The 25,101-nt window shown below is 70.0% G+C and carries 23 protein-coding genes; 9 read left to right on the plus strand and 14 right to left on the minus strand.

Translation table 11 applies throughout. From position 1 onward, the window contains the following. Window positions 1–21: 21 nt before the first annotated feature. The 10 genes from ALA01S_RS03525 to pilM form a co-directional block, all read right to left on the minus strand. Window positions 22–4,782, minus strand: a complete 4,761-nt coding sequence (locus ALA01S_RS03525; RefSeq protein WP_066332115.1) for a glutamate synthase-related protein — start codon at window positions 4,780–4,782, stop codon at window positions 22–24. A gap of 133 nt (window positions 4,783–4,915) precedes the next feature. Beyond that, window positions 4,916–5,815, minus strand: coding sequence for a transposase (locus ALA01S_RS03530; RefSeq protein ID WP_238455680.1), 900 nt, complete (start codon window positions 5,813–5,815; stop codon window positions 4,916–4,918). Continuing rightward, the gene (locus ALA01S_RS03535) at window positions 5,816–6,955 is read right to left on the minus strand and encodes a deoxyguanosinetriphosphate triphosphohydrolase (RefSeq protein ID WP_066332117.1); all 1,140 of its coding nucleotides are present in this window, start codon (window positions 6,953–6,955) and stop codon (window positions 5,816–5,818) included. A 112-nt stretch (window positions 6,956–7,067) separates the two neighbouring features. Then, the gene (aroB, locus tag ALA01S_RS03540) at window positions 7,068–8,162 is read right to left on the minus strand and encodes a 3-dehydroquinate synthase (protein WP_066332119.1); all 1,095 of its coding nucleotides are present in this window, start codon (window positions 8,160–8,162) and stop codon (window positions 7,068–7,070) included. Between the two features lie 9 nt (window positions 8,163–8,171). After that, entirely contained in the window at window positions 8,172–8,774 is a 603-nt protein-coding gene (locus ALA01S_RS34600) for a shikimate kinase (RefSeq protein ID WP_259375500.1), read from the minus strand. Window positions 8,775–8,871: 97 nt separating this feature from the next. After that, window positions 8,872–10,494, minus strand: coding sequence for a type IV pilus secretin PilQ (locus ALA01S_RS03550; protein ID WP_084267178.1), 1,623 nt, complete (start codon window positions 10,492–10,494; stop codon window positions 8,872–8,874). Next, complete coding sequence (locus ALA01S_RS03555) at window positions 10,491–11,045, minus strand: pilus assembly protein PilP (protein ID WP_066332125.1); 555 nt, start codon at window positions 11,043–11,045, stop codon at window positions 10,491–10,493. Before ALA01S_RS03555 ends, ALA01S_RS03550 begins: the two co-directional genes overlap by 4 nt. After that, the gene (locus ALA01S_RS03560; protein WP_084267179.1) at window positions 11,042–11,698 is read right to left on the minus strand and encodes a type 4a pilus biogenesis protein PilO; all 657 of its coding nucleotides are present in this window, start codon (window positions 11,696–11,698) and stop codon (window positions 11,042–11,044) included. Before ALA01S_RS03560 ends, ALA01S_RS03555 begins: the two co-directional genes overlap by 4 nt. Further along, complete coding sequence (locus ALA01S_RS03565) at window positions 11,695–12,318, minus strand: PilN domain-containing protein (RefSeq protein ID WP_066332129.1); 624 nt, start codon at window positions 12,316–12,318, stop codon at window positions 11,695–11,697. The genes ALA01S_RS03560 and ALA01S_RS03565 overlap by 4 nt, the downstream gene beginning before the upstream one ends. Next, complete coding sequence (pilM, locus tag ALA01S_RS03570; RefSeq protein WP_084267180.1) at window positions 12,309–13,433, minus strand: type IV pilus assembly protein PilM; 1,125 nt, start codon at window positions 13,431–13,433, stop codon at window positions 12,309–12,311. The genes ALA01S_RS03565 and pilM overlap by 10 nt, the downstream gene beginning before the upstream one ends. A 208-nt stretch (window positions 13,434–13,641) precedes the next feature. On the opposite strand from pilM, the gene ALA01S_RS03575 reads away from it, so the two are divergent. Beyond that, on the plus strand, window positions 13,642–16,023 hold the full coding sequence (locus ALA01S_RS03575; RefSeq protein ID WP_084267181.1) for a penicillin-binding protein 1A: 2,382 nt from the start codon (window positions 13,642–13,644) through the stop codon (window positions 16,021–16,023). Window positions 16,024–16,118: 95 nt separating this feature from the next. Here ALA01S_RS03575 and cyaY read toward each other — a convergent pair whose 3' ends face one another. Then, entirely contained in the window at window positions 16,119–16,472 is a 354-nt protein-coding gene (gene cyaY, locus ALA01S_RS03580) for an iron donor protein CyaY (RefSeq protein WP_066332255.1), read from the minus strand. 22 nt (window positions 16,473–16,494) lie between these two features. Here cyaY and lptM point away from each other — a divergent pair, with 22 nt between their 5' ends. Further along, window positions 16,495–16,701 carry an LPS translocon maturation chaperone LptM gene (gene lptM / locus ALA01S_RS34605; RefSeq protein ID WP_238455682.1) on the plus strand — a complete coding sequence of 69 codons (207 nt, stop codon included), beginning with the start codon at window positions 16,495–16,497 and terminating at the stop codon, window positions 16,699–16,701. A gap of 155 nt (window positions 16,702–16,856) precedes the next feature. On the opposite strand, the gene ALA01S_RS03585 is transcribed toward lptM, so the two are convergent. After that, entirely contained in the window at window positions 16,857–17,936 is a 1,080-nt protein-coding gene (locus tag ALA01S_RS03585) for a porin (RefSeq protein WP_066332138.1), read from the minus strand. Window positions 17,937–18,185: 249 nt separating this feature from the next. On the opposite strand from ALA01S_RS03585, the gene coq7 reads away from it, so the two are divergent. Next, entirely contained in the window at window positions 18,186–18,836 is a 651-nt protein-coding gene (gene coq7, locus ALA01S_RS03590; protein WP_066332140.1) for a 2-polyprenyl-3-methyl-6-methoxy-1,4-benzoquinone monooxygenase, read from the plus strand. Window positions 18,837–18,891: 55 nt separating this feature from the next. Here the strand turns inward: coq7 and ALA01S_RS03595 are convergent, their stop codons facing one another. Further along, entirely contained in the window at window positions 18,892–19,314 is a 423-nt protein-coding gene (locus tag ALA01S_RS03595; protein WP_066332146.1) for an OsmC family protein, read from the minus strand. Window positions 19,315–19,677: 363 nt separating this feature from the next. Between ALA01S_RS03595 and ilvA the strand changes: the two genes are divergently transcribed. Further along, window positions 19,678–21,246 (plus strand): threonine ammonia-lyase, biosynthetic, encoded by a 1,569-nt coding sequence (gene ilvA, locus ALA01S_RS03600; protein WP_066332148.1) that lies wholly within the window; start codon window positions 19,678–19,680, stop codon window positions 21,244–21,246. Window positions 21,247–21,324: 78 nt separating this feature from the next. Here the strand turns inward: ilvA and ALA01S_RS34365 are convergent, their stop codons facing one another. Further along, window positions 21,325–22,026: a type II secretion system protein N gene (locus ALA01S_RS34365; protein ID WP_218011422.1), complete on the minus strand. Its 702-nt coding sequence runs from the start codon at window positions 22,024–22,026 to the stop codon at window positions 21,325–21,327. A 49-nt stretch (window positions 22,027–22,075) separates the two neighbouring features. On the opposite strand from ALA01S_RS34365, the gene gspG reads away from it, so the two are divergent. From gspG to gspK, 5 genes are all read left to right on the plus strand, one after another. After that, a complete protein-coding gene (gspG, locus tag ALA01S_RS03610; protein ID WP_066332153.1) occupies window positions 22,076–22,510 on the plus strand; it encodes a type II secretion system major pseudopilin GspG in 435 nt (144 codons plus the stop codon). Window positions 22,511–22,581: 71 nt separating this feature from the next. Continuing rightward, the gene (locus ALA01S_RS03615) at window positions 22,582–23,028 is read left to right on the plus strand and encodes a prepilin-type N-terminal cleavage/methylation domain-containing protein (RefSeq protein ID WP_066332155.1); all 447 of its coding nucleotides are present in this window, start codon (window positions 22,582–22,584) and stop codon (window positions 23,026–23,028) included. Beyond that, window positions 23,025–23,390 carry a type II secretion system minor pseudopilin GspI gene (gene gspI, locus ALA01S_RS03620; RefSeq protein ID WP_066332157.1) on the plus strand — a complete coding sequence of 122 codons (366 nt, stop codon included), beginning with the start codon at window positions 23,025–23,027 and terminating at the stop codon, window positions 23,388–23,390. The genes ALA01S_RS03615 and gspI overlap by 4 nt, the downstream gene beginning before the upstream one ends. A gap of 4 nt (window positions 23,391–23,394) precedes the next feature. Then, window positions 23,395–24,066: a prepilin-type N-terminal cleavage/methylation domain-containing protein gene (locus ALA01S_RS03625; RefSeq protein WP_066332160.1), complete on the plus strand. Its 672-nt coding sequence runs from the start codon at window positions 23,395–23,397 to the stop codon at window positions 24,064–24,066. Beyond that, on the plus strand, window positions 24,066–25,055 hold the full coding sequence (gspK, locus tag ALA01S_RS03630) for a type II secretion system minor pseudopilin GspK (protein WP_066332163.1): 990 nt from the start codon (window positions 24,066–24,068) through the stop codon (window positions 25,053–25,055). Before ALA01S_RS03625 ends, gspK begins: the two co-directional genes overlap by 1 nt. Window positions 25,056–25,101 lie beyond the last annotated feature (46 nt).

The following is a 25,101-nucleotide window of genomic DNA, read 5'->3' on the forward strand; positions in this document are numbered from 1 at the left end:
ATGCCGCGGCCGGCCTCCCCTTTACTTCGCCGGGACGCTGCCCGCGGCCTTGCTCTCCACCGCCTTGGCCTTGGCGATGGTGGCGCCGGCCTCGCGACGCGCCGCCATCTCGCCCAGGGCGCGCTTGTACTCGTTCGGGAACACCTTGACGAACTTGGCGCGCGAGGCGGCCCAGTTGTCCAGGATCTCGCGAGCACGCAGCGAGCCGGTCCACTTGTGGTGGTCTTCCACGAGCTTGCGCAGCAGGGCTTCGTCAGGCTGGCCCTTGTGGAAGGTCACCTCGTCCTGCGCGGCGCGCTGCTCCTCGGCGGGCAGCACCTTCTCCAGCGCGACCATGGCGGTGTTGCAGCGCTTGGCGAACTGGCCGTCCTCGTCATAGACGTAGGCCACGCCGCCGCTCATGCCGGCAGCGAAGTTGCGGCCGGTCTTGCCCAGCACGACCGCGGTGCCGCCGGTCATGTACTCGCAGCCGTGGTCGCCCGTGCCTTCCACCACCGCGGTGGCGCCGGACAGGCGCACCGCGAAGCGCTCGCCCGCGACGCCGCGGAAGAAGGCCTCGCCGGCCGTGGCGCCGTACAGCACCGTGTTGCCCACGATGATGTTCTGCGTCGCGTCGCCGCGGAACTCGATGCTCGGACGCACCACGATGCGGCCGCCCGACATGCCCTTGCCGGTGTAGTCGTTGGCTTCACCGATCAGGTAGAAGGTGATGCCCTGGGCCAGGAAGGCGCCGAAGCTCTGGCCGCCCGTGCCTTCCATCTGCACGAAGATGGTCTGGTCCGGCAGGCCCTCGGGGCGGTGGCGGATCAGCTCGCCCGACAGCATGGCGCCCACGGAGCGGTTGACGTTGCGCGCCTGCTCCATGAACTGCACCTTCTCGCCGCGCTCGATGGCCGCCTTGGCCTTCTCGATGAGGCGCTGGTCCAGGGCCTTTTCCAGGCCGTGGTCCTGCGTCTCGACGTGCAGGCGGGGCACCTCGGCCGGCACGGCCGGCTGGTGGAAGATGCGGCCGAAGTCCAGGCCACGAGCCTTCCAGTGCTCGATGCCCTTCTTCATGTCCAGCAGGTCGGCGCGGCCGATGAGCTCGTCGAACTTGCGGATGCCCAGCTGCGCCATGATCTGGCGAGCCTCTTCAGCCACGAAGAAGAAGTAATTCACCACGTGCTCGGGCTTGCCCGAGAACTTGGCGCGCAGCACCGGATCCTGCGTGGCCACGCCCACCGGGCAGGTGTTGAGGTGGCACTTGCGCATCATGATGCAGCCCTCGACCACCAGCGGCGCGGTGGCGAAGCCGAACTCGTCGGCGCCCAGCAGCGCGCCGATGACCACGTCGCGGCCCGTCTTCATCTGGCCGTCGGCCTGCACGCGCACGCGGCTGCGCAGGCGGTTGAGCACCAGCGTCTGCTGCGTCTCGGCCAGGCCCAGCTCCCAAGGCGTGCCGGCGTGCTTGATGGACGACCAGGGCGAGGCGCCCGTGCCGCCGTCATGGCCGGCGATCACCAGGTGGTCGGCCTTGCACTTGGCCACGCCCGCGGCGATGGTGCCCACGCCCACTTCCGACACCAGCTTGACCGACACGTCGGCGCGCGGGTTGGCGTTCTTGAGGTCGTGGATGAGCTGCGCCAGATCCTCGATCGAGTAGATGTCGTGGTGCGGCGGCGGGGAGATCAGGCCCACGCCCGGCACGGAGTAGCGCAGGAAGCCGATGTACTCGGACACCTTGCCGCCGGGGAGCTGGCCGCCCTCGCCGGGCTTGGCGCCCTGGGCCATCTTGATCTGGATCTGGTCGGCGCTCACCAGGTACTCGGTGGTCACACCGAAGCGGCCGGAAGCGACCTGCTTGATCTTGGAGCGCAGGCTGTCGCCGGCCTTCATGGCGTAGTCGGTGACGACCACGTCCGTGCCCACCACGTCCGACACCTTGGTGCCGTCGGCAATGGGAATGCCCTTGAGCTCGTTGCGGTAGCGCGCCGGGTCCTCGCCGCCTTCGCCGGTGTTGCTCTTGCCGCCGATGCGGTTCATGGCGATGGCCAGCGTCGAGTGGGCCTCGGTGCTGATGGAGCCCAGCGACATGGCGCCGGTGGCGAAGCGCTTGACGATGTCGGCTGCGGACTCAACCTCTTCCAGCGGAATGGCCTTGCTGGGATCGAACTTGAACTCGAACAGGCCGCGCAGCGTCAGGTGGCGCCTGGACTGGTCGTTGATGAGCTGCGCGTACTCCTTGTACGTCTCGTACTTGCCCGCACGGGTGGCGTGCTGCAGCTTGGCGATGGCGTCGGGCGTCCACATGTGCTCCTCGCCACGCACGCGCCAGGCGTACTCGCCGCCGGCGTCCAGCATGGAGGCCAGCAGCGGGTCGTCGCCGAAGGCCGCGCGGTGCATGCGGATGGCTTCCTCGGCGATCTCGAACACGCCGATGCCGCCCACCTGCGTGGCGGTGCCGCGGAAGTACTTGTCCACCACGGCCTTGTCCAGGCCGATGGCCTCGAAGATCTGGGCGCCGCAGTACGACATGTACGTGCTGATGCCCATCTTGGACATGATCTTGGAGAGACCCTTGCCGATGGCCTTGATGTAGTTGTAGATGGCCTTCTCGGCGCTCAGGTTGCCCGGCAGCGACTGGTGCATCTCCACCAGCGTCTCCAGCGCCAGGTAGGGGTGCACGGCCTCGGCGCCGAAACCGGCGAGCACGGCGAAGTTGTGCACTTCGCGGGCCGAGCCCGTTTCCACCACCAGGCCGGCGGTGGTGCGCAGGCCCTCGCGCACCAGGTGCTGGTGGATGGCCGACAGCGCCAGCACGGCGGGGATGGCCACCTGCGTGCGGTCCATCTTGCGGTCCGTGATCACCAGGATGTTGTGGCCGCCCTTGATGGCGTCCACGGCCTCGGCGCACAGCGACGCGAGCTTGGCTTCCACGCCCTCGTGGCCCCAGGCCAGCGGGTAGACGATGTTCAGCTCATAGGTCTTGAACTTGCCGTGCGTGCTCTTCTCGATGGAGCGCAGGCGGGCCATGTCGTCGAAGTCCAGCACGGGCTGGGACACTTCGAGGCGCATCGGCGGGTTGACCGCGTTGATGTCCAGCAGGTTCGGCTTGGGGCCGATGAAGCTGTTCAGGGACATCACGATGGCTTCGCGGATCGGGTCGATCGGCGGGTTCGTGACCTGGGCGAACAGCTGCTTGAAGTAGTTGTAGAGCGGCTTGTTCTTGTCGGAGAGCACGGCCAGCGGGCTGTCGTTGCCCATGGAACCGGTGCCCTCTTCGCCGGCGGTGGCCATGGGCGCCAGCAGGAACTTCATGTCTTCCTGCGTGTAGCCGAAGGCCTGCTGGCGGTCCAGCAGCGTTTCGCCGAACTGCGGCAGCTCGCCCTTGGCGTCCACCGAGTCGAGCTTGATGCGCACGTTCTCGATCCACTGGCGATAGGGGCGCGCGCTGGCGAACTGGTTCTTCAGCTCTTCGTCATTGACGATGCGGCCCTGCTCGAAGTCGATCAGGAACATCTTGCCCGGCTGCAGGCGCCACTTCTTGATGATGCGGTTCTCGGGGATGGGCAGCACGCCCGTCTCGGAGGCCATGATCACCAGGTCGTCGTCGGTGACGATGTAGCGCGCCGGACGCAGGCCGTTGCGGTCCAGCGTCGCGCCGATCTGCTTGCCGTCGGTGAACACCATGGAGGCCGGGCCGTCCCAGGGCTCCATCATGGCGGCGTTGTATTCGTAGAAGGCGCGGCGGCGCTCGTCCATCAGCGTGTGCTGCTCCCAGGCCTCCGGGATCATCATCATCGCCGCGTGGGCCAGCGGGTAGCCGGCCATGGTCAGCAGCTCCAGCGCGTTGTCGAAGGTCGCCGTGTCGGACTGGCCTTCGAAGCTGATCGGGTAGAGCTTGGGCAGGTCCTCGCCCAGCACGGGCGACTTCATCACGCCTTCGCGGGCGCGCATCCAGTTGAAGTTGCCCTTGACGGTGTTGATCTCGCCGTTGTGGGCCACCATCCGGTACGGGTGGGCCAGCGGCCACTCGGGGAAGGTGTTGGTGGAGAAGCGCTGGTGCACCAGGGCCAGGGCCGAGACGGTGCGCTCGTCCTGCAGGTCCAGGTAGTACTGGCCGACCTGGTCGGCCAGCAGCAGGCCCTTGTAGATGATCGTGCGGCAGCTCATGCTGGGCACGTAGTACTCGTGGCTGTGCGTCAGGCGCAGCTTCTGGATGGCCGCCGACGCCGTCTTGCGGATCACGTACAGCTTGCGCTCCAGCGCATCGGGAACGATCAGGTCCGGGCCGCGGCCGATGAAGACCTGGCGGATCACGGGCTCCTTGGCACGCACCGTGGGGCTCATGGGCATCTCACGGTCCACCGGCACGTCGCGCCAGCCCAGCAGCACCTGGCCCTCGGCACGGATGGCGCGCTCCATCTCCTGCTCGCAAGCCAGGCGGGAAGCGTGCTCCTTGGGCAGGAAGATCATGCCCACGCCGTACTCGCCCGGCGGGGGCAGCTCGACGCCCTGCTGGGCCATCTCGGCACGGTAGAGCTCGTCGGGGATCTGGATCAGGATGCCCGCGCCGTCGCCCATGAGCTTGTCGGCACCGACCGCGCCGCGGTGGTCCAGGTTCTCCAGGATCTTCAGACCCTGGCCGACGATGCTGTGCGCCTTCTGTCCCTTGATGTGGGCCACGAAGCCGACGCCGCACGCGTCCTTTTCACCGGTGGCCTGGTACAGGCCGCCTTCAGCCAGCGCCGCGATCTCGGCAGCCGTTGCAGTGTTGTTAGTGGGACCGGCAGCCGTGCTCATGGCGCTCTCCATCAGGAAATCAGGGAAGACGCGGAGACTAGACGAGGATGCCCCCCGATTCAAGCGATATAAAACAGGGTCAGACCACTTTTATTTCTCGCACCGTGAGTGTGCAGAAATAAATGGGGACAGTTCACTTTGGTGCCTGATTCCTCAATCCGTTCAAGGATTTAGCGGTCGCACGGCGACGGGTGGCGCGTTTGCCGGCCTGCTTTGTACCGGCTGGAACACTGCTTGCGGATGCAGTTTCGGAAAGCGATGTGACCAACTTCGCGCTGCCGTCGTGTGGGCTCTTTGCGACAGCCTGGGTGCCGGTCTTGGCGGCGGGCGTGGTGGCCGCCGGCGCGGCTGCCTTGCGGGGCCGCCCGCGCGGGCGCGGCTGCAGGGGCCGTTCGGTATGCGCCGACAGCGCGGCGATGAAGGCCGCGTCGCCCAGCACCCAACCCTTGAGCGTGGCGTCCATGAGCGTGAGCGCCTGCGCTTGCGGCAAGCCGGCTTCCAGGCGCGCGCGGTGCGCCAGCTCGCGCTCGAACGGCGTGTTGCCCGTGGCCCAGAACAGCGGGTGATCCGTCACCAGCGGATCGCGCCGGCGGCCGATGTGGTGGGCGGCGCTGGACCACGGCCAGTCCAGCGCGCTGCCGGCCAGGCCCAAGTGCTGCGGCTGCCACTCCACCAGCGTGAGCAGCGGCAGGAAATGGCGCTGCGCCTGCACCACGGTGGCGCGGTAGCGCCCCTCCCACAGCGTGCCGGCACGGCCGTGGCGGCGGTTGAAGGCGGCCACGTAGCGGCGCCCCAGCGCCTGCATGGCGGTGCTCAGGCCCTCGCCGCTCTCCGGGGTGAGCAGCAGTTGCAGGCTGTCCTCCAGCAGCACGTAGCCGTGCAGCGCGACGCGGTGCAGCCGCAGCGCCTCGCGCAGCATGTCCAGGCAGCGCTGGCGGTCCTCGTCATCGACGAACAGCGCCTGCCCGCCGTTGCCGCGCAGCACCAGGTGGTGCAGTTGGCCGGCCAGCGCCAGGCGGGGAAGGCGCGCCATCTACGACAAGCCCTCGAACGCCGGCGCGCCGGTGAGGCGCGCGTGCTCGCGCAGGGCGAAACGGTCGGTCATGCCGGCGATGTAGTCGGCCACGGCGCGCGGCAGGTCGGCGCGCTGGGCGAAGTCGGCCGGCATCTCGGCGGGCTGCTCCAGGTAGGCCGCCACCAGCTCGTGCACCACGCGCTTGGCGCGGCCGGTGGTCTCCATCACTTGCGGATGGCGGTAGAGGTGGCGCATCAAGAAGCTTTTGAGCTGGCGGCTCTCGTCGCGCATGGCGTCGCTGAAGCACACCAGCGGCGGCGCGCGCCGCACGTCGTCGGCGCTTTGCGGCGCATGGCGCTCCAGGCGCGCGCGCGTGGCGTCCATCACGTCGTACATCTGCTGCGAGAGCATGCGGCGTATGGCCTCGAACAGCAGCCGCCGGCCGGCGAGCCTGGGATGCTCGGCCAGCGCCTCGTCGTGAAAGCGCGCGAACAGGGGCACCGCCCTCATCTGCTCCACCGACAGCAGCCCGGAGCGCACGCCGTCGTCGATGTCGTGGGCGTTGTAGGCGATCTCGTCGGCCAGGTTGGTGAGCTGCGCCTCCAGCGAAGGCTGCGTGCCCTCGATGAAGCGCCGCGCCACGCCGCCGGGCTCCTGCGCCTCCAGCTTGCGGGCGTTGCTTGGGCTGCAGTGCTTGAGGATGCCCTCGCGCGTCTCGAAGGTGAGGTTCAGCCCGTCGAAGTCCGGATAGCGCTGCTCCAGCGCGTCCACCACGCGCAGGCTTTGCAGGTTGTGCTCGAAGCCGCCGTGCTCGCGCAGCGCGTCGTTGAGCGCGTCCTGCCCGGCGTGGCCGAAGGGCGTGTGACCCAGGTCGTGGGCCAGGGCGATGGCCTCCACCAGGTCCTCGTCCAGCCCAAGCGTGCGGGCGATGGAGCGCCCAAGCTGCGCCACCTCCAGCGAGTGCGTGAGCCGCGTGCGGTAGAGGTCGCCCTCGTGGTTGAGGAAGACCTGGGTCTTGTAGACCAGGCGGCGGAAGGCCGTGCTGTGGACGATGCGGTCGCGGTCGCGCTGGTAGTCGCTGCGCGTGGGCGCGGCCGGTTGCGCGTGCCGCCGCCCGCGGGTGCGCGCCGGGTCGCTGGCATAGGGCGCCAAGGGCATGGATTCATCCTCCTTGTCAGGTCCGGCGCAGGGTGCCGGACCTTTGGGCCGGGCAGGCCGCGGGCCTTGGGCCGCTTGCCCAAGCCCGGCGGCGCGTGGCGCTTCAGGCTGGTCAGGCGCTGCAGGCCGCGATCACCTCGCGCACCAGCGCTTCCGGCGCGGTGCGCTGCACGGCCTTGCCCAGGCCGTCGATCAGGACGAAGCGGATCTCGCCCGCCAGCGCCTTCTTGTCCAGCCGCATGAGCGAGAGCCACTGCTCCATGGGCAGCGCGGGCGCGCGCACGGGCAGCCCGGCGCGCTCCACCAGCGTGCGCAGGCGGCGCGGGAAGTCCGCCTGCACCAGGCCCAGCCGGGCCGAGAGCTCGGCGGCCATCACCATGCCGCAGCCCACGCCCTCGCCGTGCAGCCACTCGCCGTAGCCCAGGCCCGCCTCGATGGCGTGGCCGAAGGTGTGGCCGAAGTTGAGGATGGCGCGCAGGTCGCTCTCGCGCTCGTCGGCGGCCACCACCGCCGCCTTGATCTCGCAACTGCGCCGCACGGCGTGGGCCAGGGCCGCCTTGTCCAGCGCGCGCAGGGCATCGAGGTGGGCCTCGATCCAGTCCAGGAAAGCCGGGTCGGCAATCGGCCCGTACTTGATGACCTCGGCCAGGCCGGCGGAGAGCTCGCGCGGGGGCAAGGTGTCCAGCACGTCCAGGTCGCAGATCACGCGCTGCGGCTGGTAGAAGGCGCCCACCATGTTCTTGCCGCGCGGGTGGTTGACGGCGGTCTTGCCGCCCACCGAGGAGTCCACCTGCGCCAGCAGCGTGGTGGGCACCTGCACGAAGGGCACGCCGCGCATGTAGCAGGCCGCGGCGAAGCCGGTGATGTCGCCCACCACGCCGCCGCCCAGGGCGTACAGCACGGTACGGCGGTCGCATTCGTTTGCCAGCAGCGCGTCGAAGATGCTGTTGAGCGTGGCCCAGTCCTTGTATTCCTCGCCGTCGGGCAACACGACCTGCAGCACGCGCGCGTGGTGCGGCGCCAGCGCCTGCTGCAGCCGCTGGGCGTACAGCGGCGCCACGGTGGTGTTGCTGACGATGAGGGCCTGCGAGGCGCGCGGCAGGCCGGCCCAGGACGCGGGGTCGGACAGCAGGCCGCAGCCTATGCGGATGTCGTAGCTGCGCTCGCCAAGGTCAATGCGCAGCTCGCTGGTGGGGACGGAGTTCATGCGGAAATTTTAGGCAGGGCCCGGCTCGGGGCCGACAGCGGGGGCGGCAAAGGGTTCGACGTGGGGATCGATGGGCGAAGGCACGCGCGAAGCATCTACCAGGCCGGCAAGCTCCAGCTGCATCAGGATCATCTGCAGCAGCGCCGGCACCGAGGGCCGGCCGGTCTCGATCACGAAGTGCGCCGCGCGCAGGTAGAGGGGGTCGCGCTCGCGGAAGAGGTCGCGCAGCCGCTTGAGCGGGTCCTTCACCTGCAGCAGCGGCCGCGTGGTGTCGTGGCGCAGGCGCCTGAAAAGGTCTTCCGGCGTGGAGCGCAGGTAGATCACGTGCGTGTGCTCGCGCAGGATCTGGCGGTTTTGCTCGCGCAGCGGCGCGCCGCCGCCGGTGGCCAGCACGCAATGCGGGCCGCGCGACAGGCGCTCAATGGTCTGCGTCTCCAGGTCGCGGAAAGCCGGCTCGCCGTGCAGCTCGAAGAAGGAGCGGATGGACATGCCGATGTGCGCCTCGATCTCGTGGTCGGAGTCGAAGAAAGGCAGGCCGAGCTGCTTGGCGAGCTGGCGGCCGACGGTGGACTTGCCACCACCGGGCATACCGACGAGGGAGATCAAGGGCACGGCGCGGGAAGCGGCGCGAGAAGCGCGCTGCGGGCTTGCGAAAAGGCGCGAGTATGACGCGGCGGCGCCTTCGCGCCGCTGACGCGCCGGCGCGGCTTCAGCGAGCGGGCGTGCGTTCGTCCGGTCGTTGGGCGGGCTGCGCATCCTCGCGAGCGGCCGCGCGGCCGGCCACCACGCTGGGCGTGATGAACACCAGCAGCTCGGTGCGGTTGTCCACGCGCACACTGTCGCGGAACAGCGCGCCGATGCCGGGCAGGTCGCCCAGCACGGGCACCTTGTTGACGTCCTTGCGCTCCTCCTGGGTCAGGATGCCGCCCAGCGAGACGGTGCCGCCGTCCTCCACCAGCACCTGCGTGCGCACGCGCTTGGTGTTGATGGCCGGGCCCGTGGGGGTGAGCGCGCCGCGGCTGTCCTTGCTCACCAGCACGTCCAGGATGACCTGCCCGTCCGGCGTGATCTGCGGCGTCACTTCCAGGCGCAGGCTGGCCTTCTTGAACTCCACCTGCGTGGCGCCGCTGGAGGTGCCGGACTGGTACGGAATCTCCTCGCCCTGCTCGATTTCGGCCTTGACCTGGTCGGCCGTGACCACGCGCGGGCTGGAGACGACGCGGCCCTTGCCGTCGGCCTCCAGCGCCGAAAGCTCCAGGTTCAGGAAGCGGTGCGCCGCGGCGCTGTAGAGCGTGAGCGCCAGCGTGGCCGGCGTGGCGGCCGTGCCCAGCGCGCCGGCGTTGGCCGGCAGGTTGACGAAGCGGGTGTCGTTGTACGTGGCCGTGGCGCCCTGCCCGGTGCTCGCGCCCACGGCGTTGTAGTTGCCGCCGGGCGCGATGAAGCTGCCGCCGCCCAGGCCGAAGCCCGGGCGCTGGCCCGCGGCGCCGCGCAGGTCGGAGGCGCCCAGGCGCACGCCCAGGGCGCGGCCGAAGCGGTCGTCGGCTTCGACGATGCGCGCCTCGATCAGCACCTGGCGCACGGGAATGTCCATGCGCGCGATCAGCGCCTGCACGTCGGCCAGCCGTGCCGGCACGTCGGTGACGAAGAGCTGATTGGTGCGCGGCTCCGCCAGCACGCTGCCGCGCGCGGACAGCAGCCGGGTCACCGGCGGCATGGCGCCCGCGCCGCCGAACAGGGGTGCCAGCGCCGCGGCCGTGACGCCGCCGGGCGCGGGCGTTGCCGCCGGCTGCTGGCCGCCCAGGGCGCGGGCCACGGCCTCGGCCTTGGCGTAGTTGAGCTGGAAGGCACGGGTCTGCAGCGGCTCCAGCTCGGCCACCCGCTTCTGCAGCTCCAGCTCCGACGCCTCGCGCGCCAGCAGCTCTTCGCGCGGCGCCACCCAGATCACATCGCCGCTGCGGCGCATTGATAAGCCCTTGGCCTGGAGGATGGTGTCCAGCGCCTGGTCCCAGGGCACGTCCTTCAAACGCAGCGTGACGCTGCCGGTGACGGTGTCGCTGGCCACGACGTTGATGCCGGTGAAGTCGGCAATCACCTGCAGCACCGAGCGCACCTCGATGTTTTGAAAGTTCAGCGAGAGCCGCGCGCCCCCGTAGCGCGCCGAGGCGCCGGGAATGGGGCGCGGCGCGGCAGCGGGCGCCGCCACGGCCACGGTGGCCGCCGTGTCCGGGGCGGTGGTCGCATCCGCCTGCTGCGTGCGGGCCGGCGGACCCCAACTGCCCACCGCCAGGGCGCAGGCCAGGGGCACAAGGCGTGCGGCAGCCGGACTCCTCATCGTCCCGTCTCCTGCAGTGCCAGCATGGCGCCGCGTTCGCTCCAGGCGCCCGCGGCGTCCCGCACGCGCTCGCGCAGCGTGATGGCGGTTTCGGTGATGGCCGTGATGCGAGCGCCCTGCGTGCCCAACCGGTTGCCGACCTGCACCGTGTGAATGGCGCCGGGCGCCTGCACCAGCGCCTGCGTGCGGCCGTCGCCCGCCAGGCTGCCCACCATGCGCAGCGACTCCAGGGGGAAAGCCTCCAGCGGCTCGCGTTCGCGGCCCGGGTCCGGCACGTCTGCTGCGCCGCCCGCGGGGGCCGACGCCGCAGCGGGCGCGGGATCGAGCCTGTGCGCGTCGAACGGGTTCTGCACCGGCTCGACGCCCTCGGCAACGAAGGCCACGGCGGTTTCCGGTGCGGGCACAGGCAGCACCAAGGGCGGCAGGGCCGGTGCGGACGCGGCTTGGCGTTCGCGCTCCATCCAGGCCTGCAACTCACCCGTGTCGGCGCCGCAGGCGGCCAGCAGCGCTGCGGCGAGTGCCACGGCGGCGCGGGGCAGCACGCGGCTCATGGGCGCGCCTCCGCCGGGCGCACGGCCTTGTCCGCGTCCGCGGGCTGGGCCAGGGCGCGCGCCGTGGCTTCCAGGACCAGCCCCGCGTCGCGCGCGGCGGCCAGTTGCAGGTCGTGCAGCGCCACGGGCGGCTGCAGCGCCGCGACGTCCGCGGCAAAGGCGCCCAGCGCGTCGTAGCGGCCCACCAGGCGCAGCGTGACGGGCACCAGCGCCGGCACGGCGTGCGGCTGCGCCGGCTCCGGGCGCATGAGCTCCACTTGCAGGCCATGCCGCAGCGCGGACTGGTGCAGCGCGGCTTCCAGGGTTTCAGCCCGCCCGGGTTCGATCCGCCGTTGCTGGGCCGCTTCCCATTCGCGCAGCGCCTGACGGCGGCGCTGCAGCGGCTCCACCTGTGCGGCCTGCGCCAGCTTGGCCGTGTAGGCCTGGCGCAACTCGGTTTCGCGGGCCTGGGCGGCGGCGAGATCGCTGTCGGCTTGCGCGGACAGCAGCAGCCACGCGGGCGCCGCCACGGCCAACGCCACGGCGGCCTGCAGCGCGCGGCGCGGCCACAGGGGCCACGAGGCGGGGTCGGACCCATCCAGCCCAGGCCTTGGGGACCCACTGCCCGCAGGCGCCGGCCAAGCTGCGTTGCGGAACCAGGCGCCGCGCGTCACGACGCCACCTTGCCGGCACGGCCGGCCCCGGGCGCCTCCCCGCCGGCCACGCCACTGGCGGCCCGCGCGAGCGGCTGCAACCGCAGCTCCAGCGTGAAATCGAAGCGCCGCCTCGGCTCCGGGCCGGGCGCGGCAACGGCTTTCATCTCCACCAGCGCGGGTGGCGGCAGTGCCGGGGCGGCCTGCGCCAGCGCCTCGGTGAGCGCCGCTACGCCGGGGCTGTCCAAGGTGGTGCCAGAGAGCGTGGCCCCTTCTCCCCGCTGGCGCAGCGCGGTGAGCTGCACGCCGGGCGGCGTGTGCCGCGCCAGCGCCTGCAGCAGCCGCACGGGCCGCAGGCGCTCGGCCTGCGCGGCGGCCCAGGCGTCCTGGCGGGCCTGCAACGCGGCGATGTCGGCGCGCAGCCGCGCGGCGGCCTGCAGCGGTGCATCCAGCGCGGCGCTCCCGGCGAAGAGCAAGTCGTTGCGCCGCTCCTGGGCGGCGGTGCGCATTTGCAGGCCGGCACAGCCCAGCAGCGCCAGCAGCAGCCCCGCGCCGGCCGAAACGGCCAGGGAGTGCCGAAACGCCTGGCGCCGCTGGCGGCGGCGCGCTTCGCGGTGGGGAAGCAGGTTGATCAGCAGCATGGGTAAAAGCGGCGCAATGCCAGCCCGCAGGCCGTCAGGCAGCCCGGCGCCAGCGCAGCCAGGCGCTCGGCAGCCAGGCCATCCGCCCGCGCCATGCCCGCGAAGGGGTCGGCCACGTGCGTTTCCAGGTGGGTGAGACGGGCCACGCACGCCTGCAGGCCGGGCAGCGCGGCGGTGGCACCGGCCAGCACGATGCGGCAGGCGTCGTGGCACGGGCTGCTGGCCAGGCCGATGCGCAGCGCCCGCGCCAGCTCCTGCGCCAGCCCGTCCGCGAACTCGGCCTGCAGCATGGGCGCCAGCGCGGCGGGCACCGTACCGGCAAGCTTCATCTGCTCGGCGGCGTCGAAGCCCAGGCCGCAGTGCCGGGCAATGAGCCGCGTGAACTGCGCGCCGCCCACGGGCAGTTCGCGCGCGTACAGCACCTCCTCCCCGCGCAGCAGTTTGAGCAGGGTGGCAAAGGCGCCTATCTCGAACAGCGCCACCGCCGCCGGCCCTGGCCCGGCGCCCGCCGCATCCGCTTGCGGCCCAACCGGCAGCGACGCGGCGATGCGGGCCAGCGCGCGGTGCGCGGCATGGGGCTCGACGTCCAGCACCATCGGTTCCAGCCCCGCGGCCTCGGCCACGCCCTGGCGGTCCTGCACGCGGTCTTGGCGCGAGGCGGCCATGAGCACGTCCACCTGGCCTGCGGCCTCGGCGGGACCCAGCACGCAGAAGTCCAGCCCCATCTCGTCCGGCGCGAACGGGAAGTGGTGCTGCGCCTCGGCCTGCACCCGCTGCTCCAGCGCCGCCTCGGTCAAACCGGCAGGCAGGCTCAGGCGTTGGGTGACCACGCCCGCCGCCGGCAAGGCCAGCGCGGCGCGGCGCGTACCGGTGCCGCAGCGCTGCACGGCGCGGCGCAGGGCGGCGGCCGCGGCGTCGAAGTCCTCGACCTGTCCGTCGTTCATGACGCCCTTGTCCAGCGCCTCACACGCCAGCGCCTGCAGCACCGGCCGTTCGGCGCTGCCGCCCAACTCCACCACGCGCACGCTGGCGTTGCCCAGGTCCACGCCCAGCAACGACGCCTGGCTGCCGCCACGCCGCAGCCCTCGCAGCAATCCGCGCAGGAAAGGTCTCATCTGAAACGCGTCGTATCCATAAGTAACTGAATGCTATGCGCCGCTTTTGCTGCGCTGCACTAGGGAAAAGACCGTGTGGGAAGACACGCAGGCCTCGTGCGCACCTTGCGGTGCTGCCGTACACCGGCTCGGGATTGGGGCTTGGCGCCGGGACGCGAGGGGGCGTTTTCTATAATTGAAGTCTTTTCTGCCTGGCCGAGCCCGCCTCATGACCGAACCCGGGCGTCCGCCCAACTCCTCTTCCAAACCCGCCTCCCCCACCCGCCGCAGCCCTTTGTCCCGCTGGCTTTTACGCCCGCTGATGGTGCTGCTGGGTGCCTGCACGGCGCTGGCGCTGTCGGTGGCCGTGTTGGGCGCCATTGCGCTGGCAGTGGCCTATCCGCAACTGCCGCAGATCGACGGCTTGGCCGACTACAGGCCCAAGCTGCCCATGCGCATCTACTCCGCCGACGGGGTGATGCTGGCCGAGTTCGGCGAGGAGCGCCGGCGCTTTCTCCCCATCGCGCAGATCCCCAAGGTGATGCAGGACGCGGTGCTGGCCATCGAGGACGCGCGCTTCTACCAGCACGGCGGCGTGGACTACCTGGGCGTGCTGCGCGCGGGCCTGGCCAACTTCGGCGAGTCGCGCAGCCAGGGCGCCTCCACCATCACCATGCAGGTGGCGCGCAACTTCTACCTCTCCCGCGAGAAGACGTTCACTCGCAAGATCTACGAGATCCTGCTCGCGCTCAAGATAGAGAACCAGCTCAGCAAGGAGCGCATCCTTGAGCTGTACATGAACCAGATTTACCTGGGCCAGCGCGCCTACGGCTTCGCCGCCGCGAGCGAAACCTACTTCGGCAAGCCACTGGAAAAGGTTTCGATCGCCGAGGCGGCCATGCTGGCCGGGCTGCCCAAGGCGCCCTCGGCCTACAACCCCGTGGCCAACCCGCGCCGCGCCACCATTCGGCAGCAGTACATCATCGACCGCATGCTCGAAGGCGGCTTCATCACGCAGGCGCAGCACGATGAGGCCAAACATGAGGAGCTGCACTACCGCACGCCCTCGGACGTGGCCGTGCACGCCGAGTACGTGGCCGAAACGGCGCGCCAGCTCATGTTCAGCCAGTACGGCGACGAGGCCTACACGCGCGGCTTCAACGTGCAGCTCACGCTCAATGCCGAGGACCAGAAGGCGGCCTACCAGGCGCTGCGCCGCGGCCTCATGGACTACGAGCGGCGCCAGGTCTACCGCGGCCCCGAGGCCTACGTGGACCTGCCCAACGACCCCAAGGAGCTGGACCTGCGCATCGCCGAGGCGCTCAATGACCACCCGGACAACGACGACCTGCGTGCCGCCGTGGTGCTCGAAGCTTCGCCGCGCAAGGTGGTGGCGGTGCTGCAATCCGGCGAGTCCATCACCGTCACGGGTGACGGCCTCAAGCCCGTGGCGTCGGGCCTCTCCGACAAGGCCGCGGCGCAAAAGCAGATTCGCCGCGGCGCCGTGGTGCGTGCCGTCAAGGGGCCCAAGGACACGTGGACGCTGACGCAGCAGCCCGAGGTCGAGGGCGCCTTCGTGGCACTGGACCCGCGCGACGGGGCCATCCGCGCGCTGGTGGGGGGCTTCGACTGGCGCAAGAACAAGTTCAACCACGTCACGCAGGCCTGGCGCCAGCCGGGCTCCAGCTTCAAGCCGTTCATCTACTCCGCGGCGCTGGAAAAGGGCTTCACGCCGGCCACCATCGTCAACGACTCCCCGCTGTTCTTCGATGCCGGCACCACCGGCAGCCAACCCTGGGAGCCCAAGAACTACGACGGCACCTTCGACGGCCCCATGACGCTGCGCCGCGCGTTGGCCAAGTCCAAGAACATGGTTTCCATCCGCGTGCTGCAGAACGTGGGCACGCACACGGCGCAGCAGTGGATCACGCGTTTTGGCTTCGAAGCCGAGAAGCACCCGGCCTACCTGACCATGGCGCTGGGCGCAGGCTCGGTGACGCCCATGCAGATGGCCACCGCCTACAGCGTGTTCGCCAACGGCGGCCACCTGCTCAACCCGGTGCTGATCCGCCGCGTGACGGATGCCGACGGCCGCGTGCTGCACGACAGCCCGCCGCAGGCGCTCACGGACGACAACCGCGTGCTCAACGCCCGCAACGCCTTCGTGATGGACAGCCTGCTGCAGGAGGTGGCGCGCTCCGGCACCGCCGCCAAGGCGCAGGCCACGCTGCGCCGTCCCGACCTCTACGGCAAGACCGGCACCACCAACGATGCAATGGACGCCTGGTTCGCCGGCTTCCAGCCCTCGCTGGCCGCGGTGGTGTGGATCGGCTACGACCAGCCACGCAAGCTGGGCGACCGCGAAACCGGCGGCGGCCTGGCGCTGCCGGTGTGGATCGAGTTCATGGGCCGGGCGCTGCGCAACGTGCCCGTGCAGGAGATGGAGGCGCCGCAGGGCGTGGTCAACGTGGGCGGCGAGTGGTTCTACGAGGAGTACGCCCACGGCGAGGGCGTGACCGGCGTGGGCTTGGGCGACAAGCCGCCGGCCGGCGCGGAACCCGCGGCCTCGGAGGAGGAACGCAAGTCCATCCTGGACCTGTTCAAGCGCTGACTCTTTTCTCAAGCGCCGTACCAGCGAAAACGCCGGCCCAGGGGCCGGCGTTTTTCTTGGCGGCGGCGTTCAGCGCATCACCGGGGCGCGACTGTTCAGGGGTTGAAGCGCAGCGGCTTGCCGCCCTGGGCGGTGGCGGACTCGGAGAGCAGGTCGAAGAAGTCGCGGCCCTCGCGCTCCAGCCAGCGCCCGCCTACGCAGCGGAAGTGGTAGCCGCCGCTGCGCGCGGCCAGCCACAGCTCCTGCAGCGGCGGCTGGGTGTTGATGACGATCTTGCTGCCGTTGGCAAACGACAGCTCCAGCAGCCCGCCGGTGCGCGCGGCGTCGATGTCGATCACGTCGTCCTGCAGCCAGCGGTCGATCTGTGCTTCCACGCTGGCGAGCACGGCCTGGGCGATGCGGTGGTATTCGGCGTCGGAGAGCTGGTCGGCGGCGGGGGTGTCGCTCATGGCGGTGGGTAAGATTTGGGAGATGAAGACGAAAGCCCGATCGAGTGTAGCGGCGCGGTGCGCCGGGTCCGGGGTCAAGCTGCTGCTGGCCGTGGGTGTTTTGGCCGGCGTCGTGGCCTGCGGCCAGAAGGGGCCGCTGCGCTTGCCGCCGCCACAGAGCGCGCCTGCAGCGGCACCGGCAGCGTCCGCGGCCTCTGCGCCAGCGTCAGGCCCGGCCGCCACGCGCTGATTTCACGATCCACGAGAGCCGCCGCGCCCACAAGGCCACGGCGGTTTTTCATGCGCCTGGTTGCACGCGCACAGAAAAGAAAAAAGGCGTCCCGAAGGACGCCTTGAGGCAAGGGCCGCCGCACGGGCCGGCCCGGAATTTCTGATTCTGAAGAATTAGAAAGCCTTGCGCAGGCCGATTTCGACGCCGCGCTTCTCGTTCACGTTGTCCTTCAGGTCGCCAGTGGCTTGCTGGTAGGCGGTGAACAGCGTGGTGGTCTTGGACAGCGAATAGGTGGCGCCCACGGCGGCACGGCCGATGGTCTTGTCGCCCACGACCACGCCGGTGGCGTCGTCGTACTTGGCGCGGACGTAGTTGGCACCGATGGTGAAGGCACCAACCGGCACGCCAACGCCCACGGTCCAGGTACGCAGCTTGTCGGCGGTCAGAGTGCCACCAGACTGGAGCACGTTGCCGCTGCTGGCGCTGTTGGCCAGATCCTTGCCTTGCTGGAAGCCGGCGTAAACGCGGGCCATGCCGAAGTCGTAGTTGGCGCCCAGGGTCCAGGTCTTGTTGGCCTTGTCCTCACCAGCCACGGCCGTCAGCAGCTTGTTCTGCTCGTAGGCCAGGGCCACGTTCAGCGGACCATTGGCATAGACAGCCTTCAGGCCGTAGTAGCGGTCTTGAGCCTTCTCGTCAAAGCCGTACATGCCCTGCAGGCGGAAACCGCCGAACGAAGGCGAGATGTACTGGAGAGCGTTGTCGATACGCGGCGAGTCGATGAACAGCGGGAGACCGCCGCCAACGACGGTGTACTTCACGCCCGTGTGAAGGAACATCGTGTTGCCGAACGGGTTGTTCAGCGCGACCGTTTCGTCGTTGAACGTGTACTGGCGGCCCAGGCGAACTTCACCGGCAGAAGTGGAAGCCAGCGAGATGAACGCTTGGCGGCCGAAGAGGCGGTTGCCTTGAGTCGAGGCACCAGTATCAGCAGCGAAGCCCGACTCCAGAACCACGTTGGCCTTCAGGCCGGAACCCAGGTCTTCCGACACGCGCAGGCCCCAACGCGAACCAGGACCCCACTCCACGCCGTCAGCCAGCTTGGTCAAGCTCTTGCCGGCGTTGGGGCTCAGGTCGCCCGACTTGACGTGTTGCACGCTCAGGTCCACCAGGCCGTACAGGGTCACCGACGATTGGGCCGAAGCAGCACCGGCGAACGCACCCAGCGTGGCCAGGGCGATCAGGGATTTCTTCATTTGCAGTATCTCCATCCAGGGTTGTTACCAGAGGTCCCGAAGCGGCGCCCTAATGGACCGGGCGCTCAAGTGCTGATCAGGCCTACCTCCTCATCGGAAGCTGGCGCTATTGCAACAGAGGGGGTTTCGGCTTGCCAAGGACGAAGGCCAAAAAGAGGCTTTGCTTGTTGTCCTCACACAACGGCAGCGGCACGTCATGTCGATGCCATACTTTCATGCTTCCCTGGCTGCTTTCCGTGCCCTGCTCCCATGTCCCGTTCGCTCAGTGCCCTTGACCTTTGGTTGACCTCGCTGGACCGCGCGTTGCGCACCGTCACCAGCAGCGTGCATGCGGCCCAGCCCGTGCCAGCCGCCACCGGCGCGGCCGCCGGCATGGAAACACCGCTGAGCGAGGACGAAAAGCGCGAGGCCGCGGCACTCATGCGCGTGAACCACGTGGGCGAGGTCTGCGCGCAGGCGCTGTACCAGGCACAGGCGCTCACGGCGCGCTCGGCCGGATTGCGCGACCAGATGGCCCAGGCCGCGCGCGAGGAAATCGACCACCTGGCCTGGACACAGCAGCGGCTGGACGAGTTGGGCGCGCGGCCCAGCCTGCTCAACCCGCTGTGGTACGCCGGCGCCTTCGGCATAGGCCTGCTGGCCGGGCGCCTGGGCGACCGCGTGAGCCTGGGTTTCGTGGTGGAAACCGAGCGCCAGGTCGAGCAGCACCTGGCCAGCCACCTGCAGCGGCTGCCGCAACACGACACGTCCTCGCGCGCCATCGTCGAGCAGATGAAGGTGGACGAGGCCCGCCATGCCGACAACGCACTGGCCGCTGGCGGCATGGAACTGCCCGCGCCGGTGCGCGGCCTCATGCGCGCCGCCGCCAAGGTCATGACGACCACGGCGCACTACATCTGACGGCCCACCCCAGGCGCCGCGACCACGGCGCCGGCGTGGTGGGCCGGCGGTTTCCTCAAGCCTCGACGATCTCGTAGCCCGTCGTCACCTCGGCCGTGCGGCCGAGCATGATGGTGGCCGAGCAGTACTTCTCGTGCGACAGCGCAATGGCGCGCTCCACGGCGGCGGCCGGCAGCTTGCGGCCGCTGACGATGAAGTGCAGGTGGATCTTCGTGAAGACCTTGGGGTCCGTCGCCGCGCGCTCGGACGACACCTTGAGTTGGCAGCCGCTGACCTCGTGGCGGCCCCGCTTGAGGATGAGCACCACGTCATATGCGGTGCAGGCGCCGGCACCAGCCAGCAGCGTTTCCATGGGTCGCGGCGCCAGATTGCGGCCGCCGCCGTCGGGCGCGCCGTCCATGGTCAGCAGATGGCCGCTGCCGGTCTCGGCCACGAAAGCCATGCCGCTGGCGGGCACCCAGTTGATCGTGCATTCCATCGTCTCAAGCCCCGTGGCAGGGCTCCCTGCTGAAAAGCCGTGCATTTTGCAACGCGCCTGCGCCTGAAATTGCGTTCGGAACAAGGGTTTTTGCGGATGGAGATATTGCGCCGCAACAAGATCGCAGATACACTGAAGGCGTTGTCTGCATCGGGACATACCCGAGTTGGCAGACGCAGGTTGTCTCCTCCACCTCCTCCATTGGTGGATTCAAGCCCAGGGCAAACCCCCTGGGCTTTTTTTTGGCCGCGCAAGGCACGCGTTGCCGGGCACGGCCCCCGTGAGCAGCGTCTTGTCAGGCCTGTCCGGCGGCGGCGCTTATGATCCGTGGTTTTGCTGCAACAGCCCTAGGAGTCATCACCCATGGTCGGTCGCCGACCCCCTGCACAGCGCCGCAAGGCCGCGGCCCCTGGGCCGGACTACCTGAAGAAGATCCTGACCGCCAAGGTCTATGACGTGGCCGTGGAGTCGCCGCTGGACGCCGCGCGCAACCTGTCGCGGCGTCTGGGCAACCATGTGCTGCTCAAGCGCGAGGATCAGCAGCCCGTGTTCAGCTTCAAGCTGCGCGGGGCCTACAACAAGATGGCCCACCTGTCGGCCGAGCAACTGGCGCGCGGCGTGATTTGCGCCTCCGCCGGCAACCACGCGCAAGGCGTGGCGCTGGGCGCCAAGCGGCTGGGCTGCAAGGCCGTGATCGTCATGCCGGTGACCACGCCGCGCGTGAAAGTTGACGCCGTGCAACAGCTCGGCGGCGAGGTGGTGCTGCACGGCGACAGCTACTCCGACGCCGCGCTGCACGCCAGCGCGCTGGAGAAGGAGCGCGGCCTGACCTTCGTCCACCCCTTCGACGACCCGGACGTCATCGCCGGCCAGGGCACCATCGCCATGGAGCTGCTGCGCCAGCACCAGGGCCCGCTGGACGCGGTGTTCGTGGCCATCGGCGGCGGCGGGCTCATCAGCGGCGTGGCGTCCTACATCAAGGCCGTGCGGCCGGAGATCAAGGTCATCGGCGTGCAGACCGTGGACTCCGACGCCATGCTGCGCTCGGTGCGCGCCAAGAAGCGCGTGCAGCTCAGCGACGTGGGCCTGTTCGCCGACGGCACGGCGGTCAAGCTGGTGGGCGAGGAAACCTTCCGCATCGCGCGCGAGCTGGTGGACGACTTCGTGGTGGTGGACAACGACGAGGTCTGCGCCGCCATCAAGGACGTGTTCCAGGACACGCGCAGCATCGTCGAGCCCTCGGGCGCCATGGGCGTGGCCGCGATCAAGAAGTACGTCGCGCAGCACAAGCTCAAGGGTCACACCTTTGCCGCCATCACCTGCGGCGCCAACATGAACTTCGACCGGCTGCGCTTCGTGGCCGAGCGCGCCGAGGTGGGCGAGCAGCGCGAGGCGCTGTTTGCCGTCACCATCCCCGAGGAGCGCGGCTCCTTCCGGCGCTTTTGCGAAGTCATAGGCACGCCCTTGCATCCGCGGGCAGTCACGGAGTTCAACTACCGCATCTCCGACCAGAAGGTGGCGCACGTGTTCGTGGGCATAGGCATCAGCAAGCGAGAGGAAGCCGACAAGCTGGCCCGCAGCTTCGAGCGCCACGGCTTCACGACGCTGGACCTCACCGACGACGAGCTGGCCAAGCAGCACGTGCGGCACATGGTGGGCGGGCGTTCGGAGCTCGCGCGCGACGAGCGGCTGTTCCGCTTCACCTTCCCGGAGCGGCCCGGGGCGCTGATGCGCTTCCTGGAGGCCATGCAGCCGGAGTGGAACATCAGCCTCTTCCACTACCGCAACCAGGGCGCCGACTACGGCCGCATTCTGGTGGGCATCCAGGTGCCGCGCGGCGACCGCACGGCGTTCAAGCGCTTCCTGGACACGCTGGACTATCCCTGCGTGGACGAAACCGACAACCCGGTGTACCGGCTCTTCCTGCGCTGAAGCCTCGGGGCGGGCCGGCGGCGGCGGCTCGCTTCAAGGCAAGGCCGCACCGCTGACCCGCGGTTAAGCCCAAAACTCTCAACCGCCCTGGTTTTGCGGATCGGGCACGGGCTGCTGCTCCATCTCCTGCTGAGGCACGGCCATGTCCTGCGGCGGCATCTCCTGTGGAATGGGCTGCTGCTGCGGCATGGGTTGCGGCGCCATGGGTTGGCGCATGCCGCCCTGCACGCCCGGGTAGCCCTGGCCCGGCGCCATCCCGCCGCGCTGCAGGGCACCGCCCATGGGCGCGCCTGCGCCCGGCACGCCGGCAGGCGCTTCGCTGCCCGCCGGCGGCAGCACGCCCGTGCTGGCCACGGGCAGCGGCGGCAGCTCCAGCTGGATTTGCGCATTGCCGCCCCGCGGCCCAAGCTCGGCGCCGCGGATGCGCACGGACTGCAGCACGTAGCGGTCGTCCACCGCAGCGCCCACGCGGTAGGTGCGCGGCGGCTTGCCGTCCACGGCGATCACGGCCAGGCCTTCACGCGTGCCGGTGTCGCGCGGAGCCACCACCCCCACGAGCTGAAAGCGGCCGGCGTCGGCCGAGACCACGGGCTCGGCCTCGGCCTGCGCCGGACGCTCGCCCAACAGCCGGCCCAGATCGCCGCGGGCGCCCGCAGCGGTGGACACGGCCACCGCCTGTGCCGGCACGGCCGGTGCGCGCGGCCCAAGCCGCAGCGCCCAGAACACGATCGTGGCGGCCACGGCGGCCCAGAGAATGAAGGCGATCAGGCGGGCTTGCATGCGGCGATTATCATGGCCGCCCTTCGACTTGTTGACTTGCGTGGCAGCCATGCGTGTTTCTTCGTCTCTTCGCCGGCGCGAGCGCGGCTTCACGCTCATCGAGCTGATGGTGGTGCTGGTCATCATCGGCGTGCTGGCGGCGCTCATCGTTCCCAACGTCCTCAACCGCGCCGACGATGCCCGCGTCACCGCCGCGCGCACCGACGTGAACAACCTGATGCAGGCCCTCAAGCTCTACAAGCTCGACAACCTGCGCTACCCCGACTCGGCCCAGGGCCTGGACGCCCTGGTGCACAAGCCCACCACCGGTTCCGTGCCGCCCAACTGGCGCCCCTACCTGGAAAAACTGCCCAACGATCCCTGGGGCCACCCCTACCAGTACGTCAACCCGGGCGTGAAGGGCGAGATCGACGTCTTCAGCTTCGGCGCCGACGGCCAGCCAGGCGGCGAGGGCAACAACGCCGACGTCGGCTCCTGGCAGTAAGCATTCGACGTCCGCCCGGCGGCGCGCACCGCCTCCATCCGCAGCACCGCCCGGCGCCCCCGGCAGCTCCCATGAAACGCCTGCAGCGCGGCTTCACCATCATCGAGCTGCTGGTGGTCGTGGCCATCATCGCCATCGCCGCCGGCGTCACCAGCTTGGCGCTGCGCGACAGCGACGCCAAGGCGCTGGACCAGGAGGCCGCGCGGCTGTCGGCCCTGCTCGAATCGGCCCGCGCCCAAGCCCGCGCCGGCGCGCTGTCGGCGCGCTTCGAGCTGGCGGCGCAGGGCAACACCGAGGGCGCTTTCCGTTTCGTGGGCCTGCCCCCGGCGGTCAAGATGCCCTCCAACTGGCTCAACGAGCGCACCACCGCCGAAATCGTGGGCGCGCGCGCGCTGCGCCTGGGCCCCGAGCCGCTCATTGGCGCGCAGCGCATCGTGCTGCGCTTGGGCGAGCGCAGCCTGGTGCTGGCCACCGACGGGCTGGGCCCGTTCGCCATGGTGGAGACGCCTCAGCCATGAAGCACGGCGCGGCGGCGGGCTTCACGCTCATCGAGGTGCTGGTGGCGCTGGCCATCGTGGCCATCGCGCTGGGCGCGGGCATGAAGGCCTCCGGCTCGCTCGCAGGCAACGCGCAGCGCCTGGCCGACGTCAGCGCCGCGCAGTGGTGCGCCGAGAACCAGCTCACCGAAATGCGCCTGACCCGCCAGTTCCCCGGCATAGGCGACACCGAGTTCGCCTGCGAGCAGTTGGGCCGCCAGTACGGCGGGCTCATGAAGGTGCGACCCACGCCCAACCCCAACTTCCGGCGCGTGGACGCCATCGTCAAGGACGAGGCCGGACTGACGCTGCTGGTCATCTCCACCATCCTGCCGAGGCTGTGAGGCCATGAGACGCGCGCGCAACACGGCCCAACGACACCAAGGCGGCTTCACGCTGGTGGAGGTGCTGGTGGCGCTGGTGGTGATGGCCGTGATGGCGGGCCTGGCGTGGCGCGGCATTGACGGGCTGGCGCGCGCGCGGGAGGTCACACAGTCCAACCTGGAGGCCACCGAGCGGCTCAACACCGTGATGGCGCAACTGGAAGCCGACCTGCTGGCGGTGTACGACACGCAAGGCGTCGTCCCTGCCGTGAGCTGCGACGGCGCCACGCTGCGCATGACGCGCACCGCCCCCGACCAGGAAGGCGTGCAACTGGTGGCTTGGCAACTGCGCAGCCCACAGTGGACGCGCTGGGCCAGCCCCGCGGCGCTGCGCAGCGGCGAGCTGCAGGAGCACTGGCTGCGCAGCCAGCAACTGCTGGGCAACGAGACGAATCAACTGTTGCTGCTCGGCGGCGTGACCGGCATGCAGGTGTACTTCTTCCGCGGCAACGCCTGGACCAACTGCCAGTCCAGCGCCGGCACCGCGACCGCGGCCACGGGCACGCCCGGCACTTCGGCCGGCACGGGCACGCCGACCCAAGCCACCCCGCCACCGGCGGGCGTGCGCATCGTGCTCACGCTGGCGCAGCCGCGCACGGGCACGCTCACGCGCTCCTTCGCGCTTGGGCCGCAGTGATGGCCTGGCGTCGCCCACTCCTCCTACCCCACCGCCGCCAGGCGGGCGCGGCGCTGCTCGTGGCCATGATCCTGGTGACCGTGGTGAGCACGCTGGCCGCCGGCATGGTGTGGCAGCAGTGGCGCGCGGTGGAGGTGGAGGCGGCCGAGCGCGCACGCACGCAGTCGGCCTGGATACTCAACGGCGCGCTGGATTGGGCGCGGCTCATCCTGCGCGAGGACGGCCGCACCGGCAAGATGGATCACCTGGGCGAGCCCTGGGCCGTGCCGCTGGCCGAGGCGCGGCTGTCCACCTTCCTGGCCGCCGAGCGCAGCGAGAACGCCGACGACGGACCCGAGGCCTTCCTCTCCGGCGACATCACCGACGCCCAGTCCCGCTACAACCTGCGCAATCTCATCAATGCCGATGGCAAAGTGGACCCGGCGCAGCTGACCGTGCTGCAGCGGCTCATGGCCAACACCGGGCTGTCGTCGGGCCTGGCCGCCCAGATCGCCAACGGGCTGCAGCAAGCCCTGGCGCAGCCGCCGGACGCGCAGGCGCCGCTCATGCCGCGCAGCATCGAGCAGTTGGGCTGGCTGGGCGTGGACGAAGCCACGCGCGCCAAGCTCGCGCCGTGGGTGGTGTTGTTGCCCGACCCGAGCACCAAGGTCAACCTCAACACCGCCCCGCGCGAAGTGCTGGCAGCCGTCATAGGCGTGGACGTGGCCAGCGCGCAGCGCCTGGTCATCGCCCGCGAGCAGTCGCCCTTCGACGATAAGAGCAAGGCCGCGAACATGCTTCCAGCCACCGGCAGCCCCGCGCCCAAGTTCGACGACACCGACGTGAAATCGAGTTACTTCGAGGTGCGCAGCCGGCTGCGCCTGGGCGATCAGGTGCTGGAGGAGCGCTCGCTGGTATCCCGTGACAGCAACAACAACGTGCAGCCCATTCGGCGCCAGCGCGTGAACCTCGCGCTCACCCAGGCCGGGGCAGGAACTGCCGCCCGTTAACGTCTCCGTTACGCAACTGAGGTAGCCTGCCGCCCCGAGCGCCGGC

This window comes from Azohydromonas lata NBRC 102462, assembly GCF_001571085.1.
In the GTDB taxonomy this organism is placed as follows: Bacteria; Pseudomonadota; Gammaproteobacteria; order Burkholderiales; family Burkholderiaceae_C; genus Azohydromonas; species Azohydromonas lata.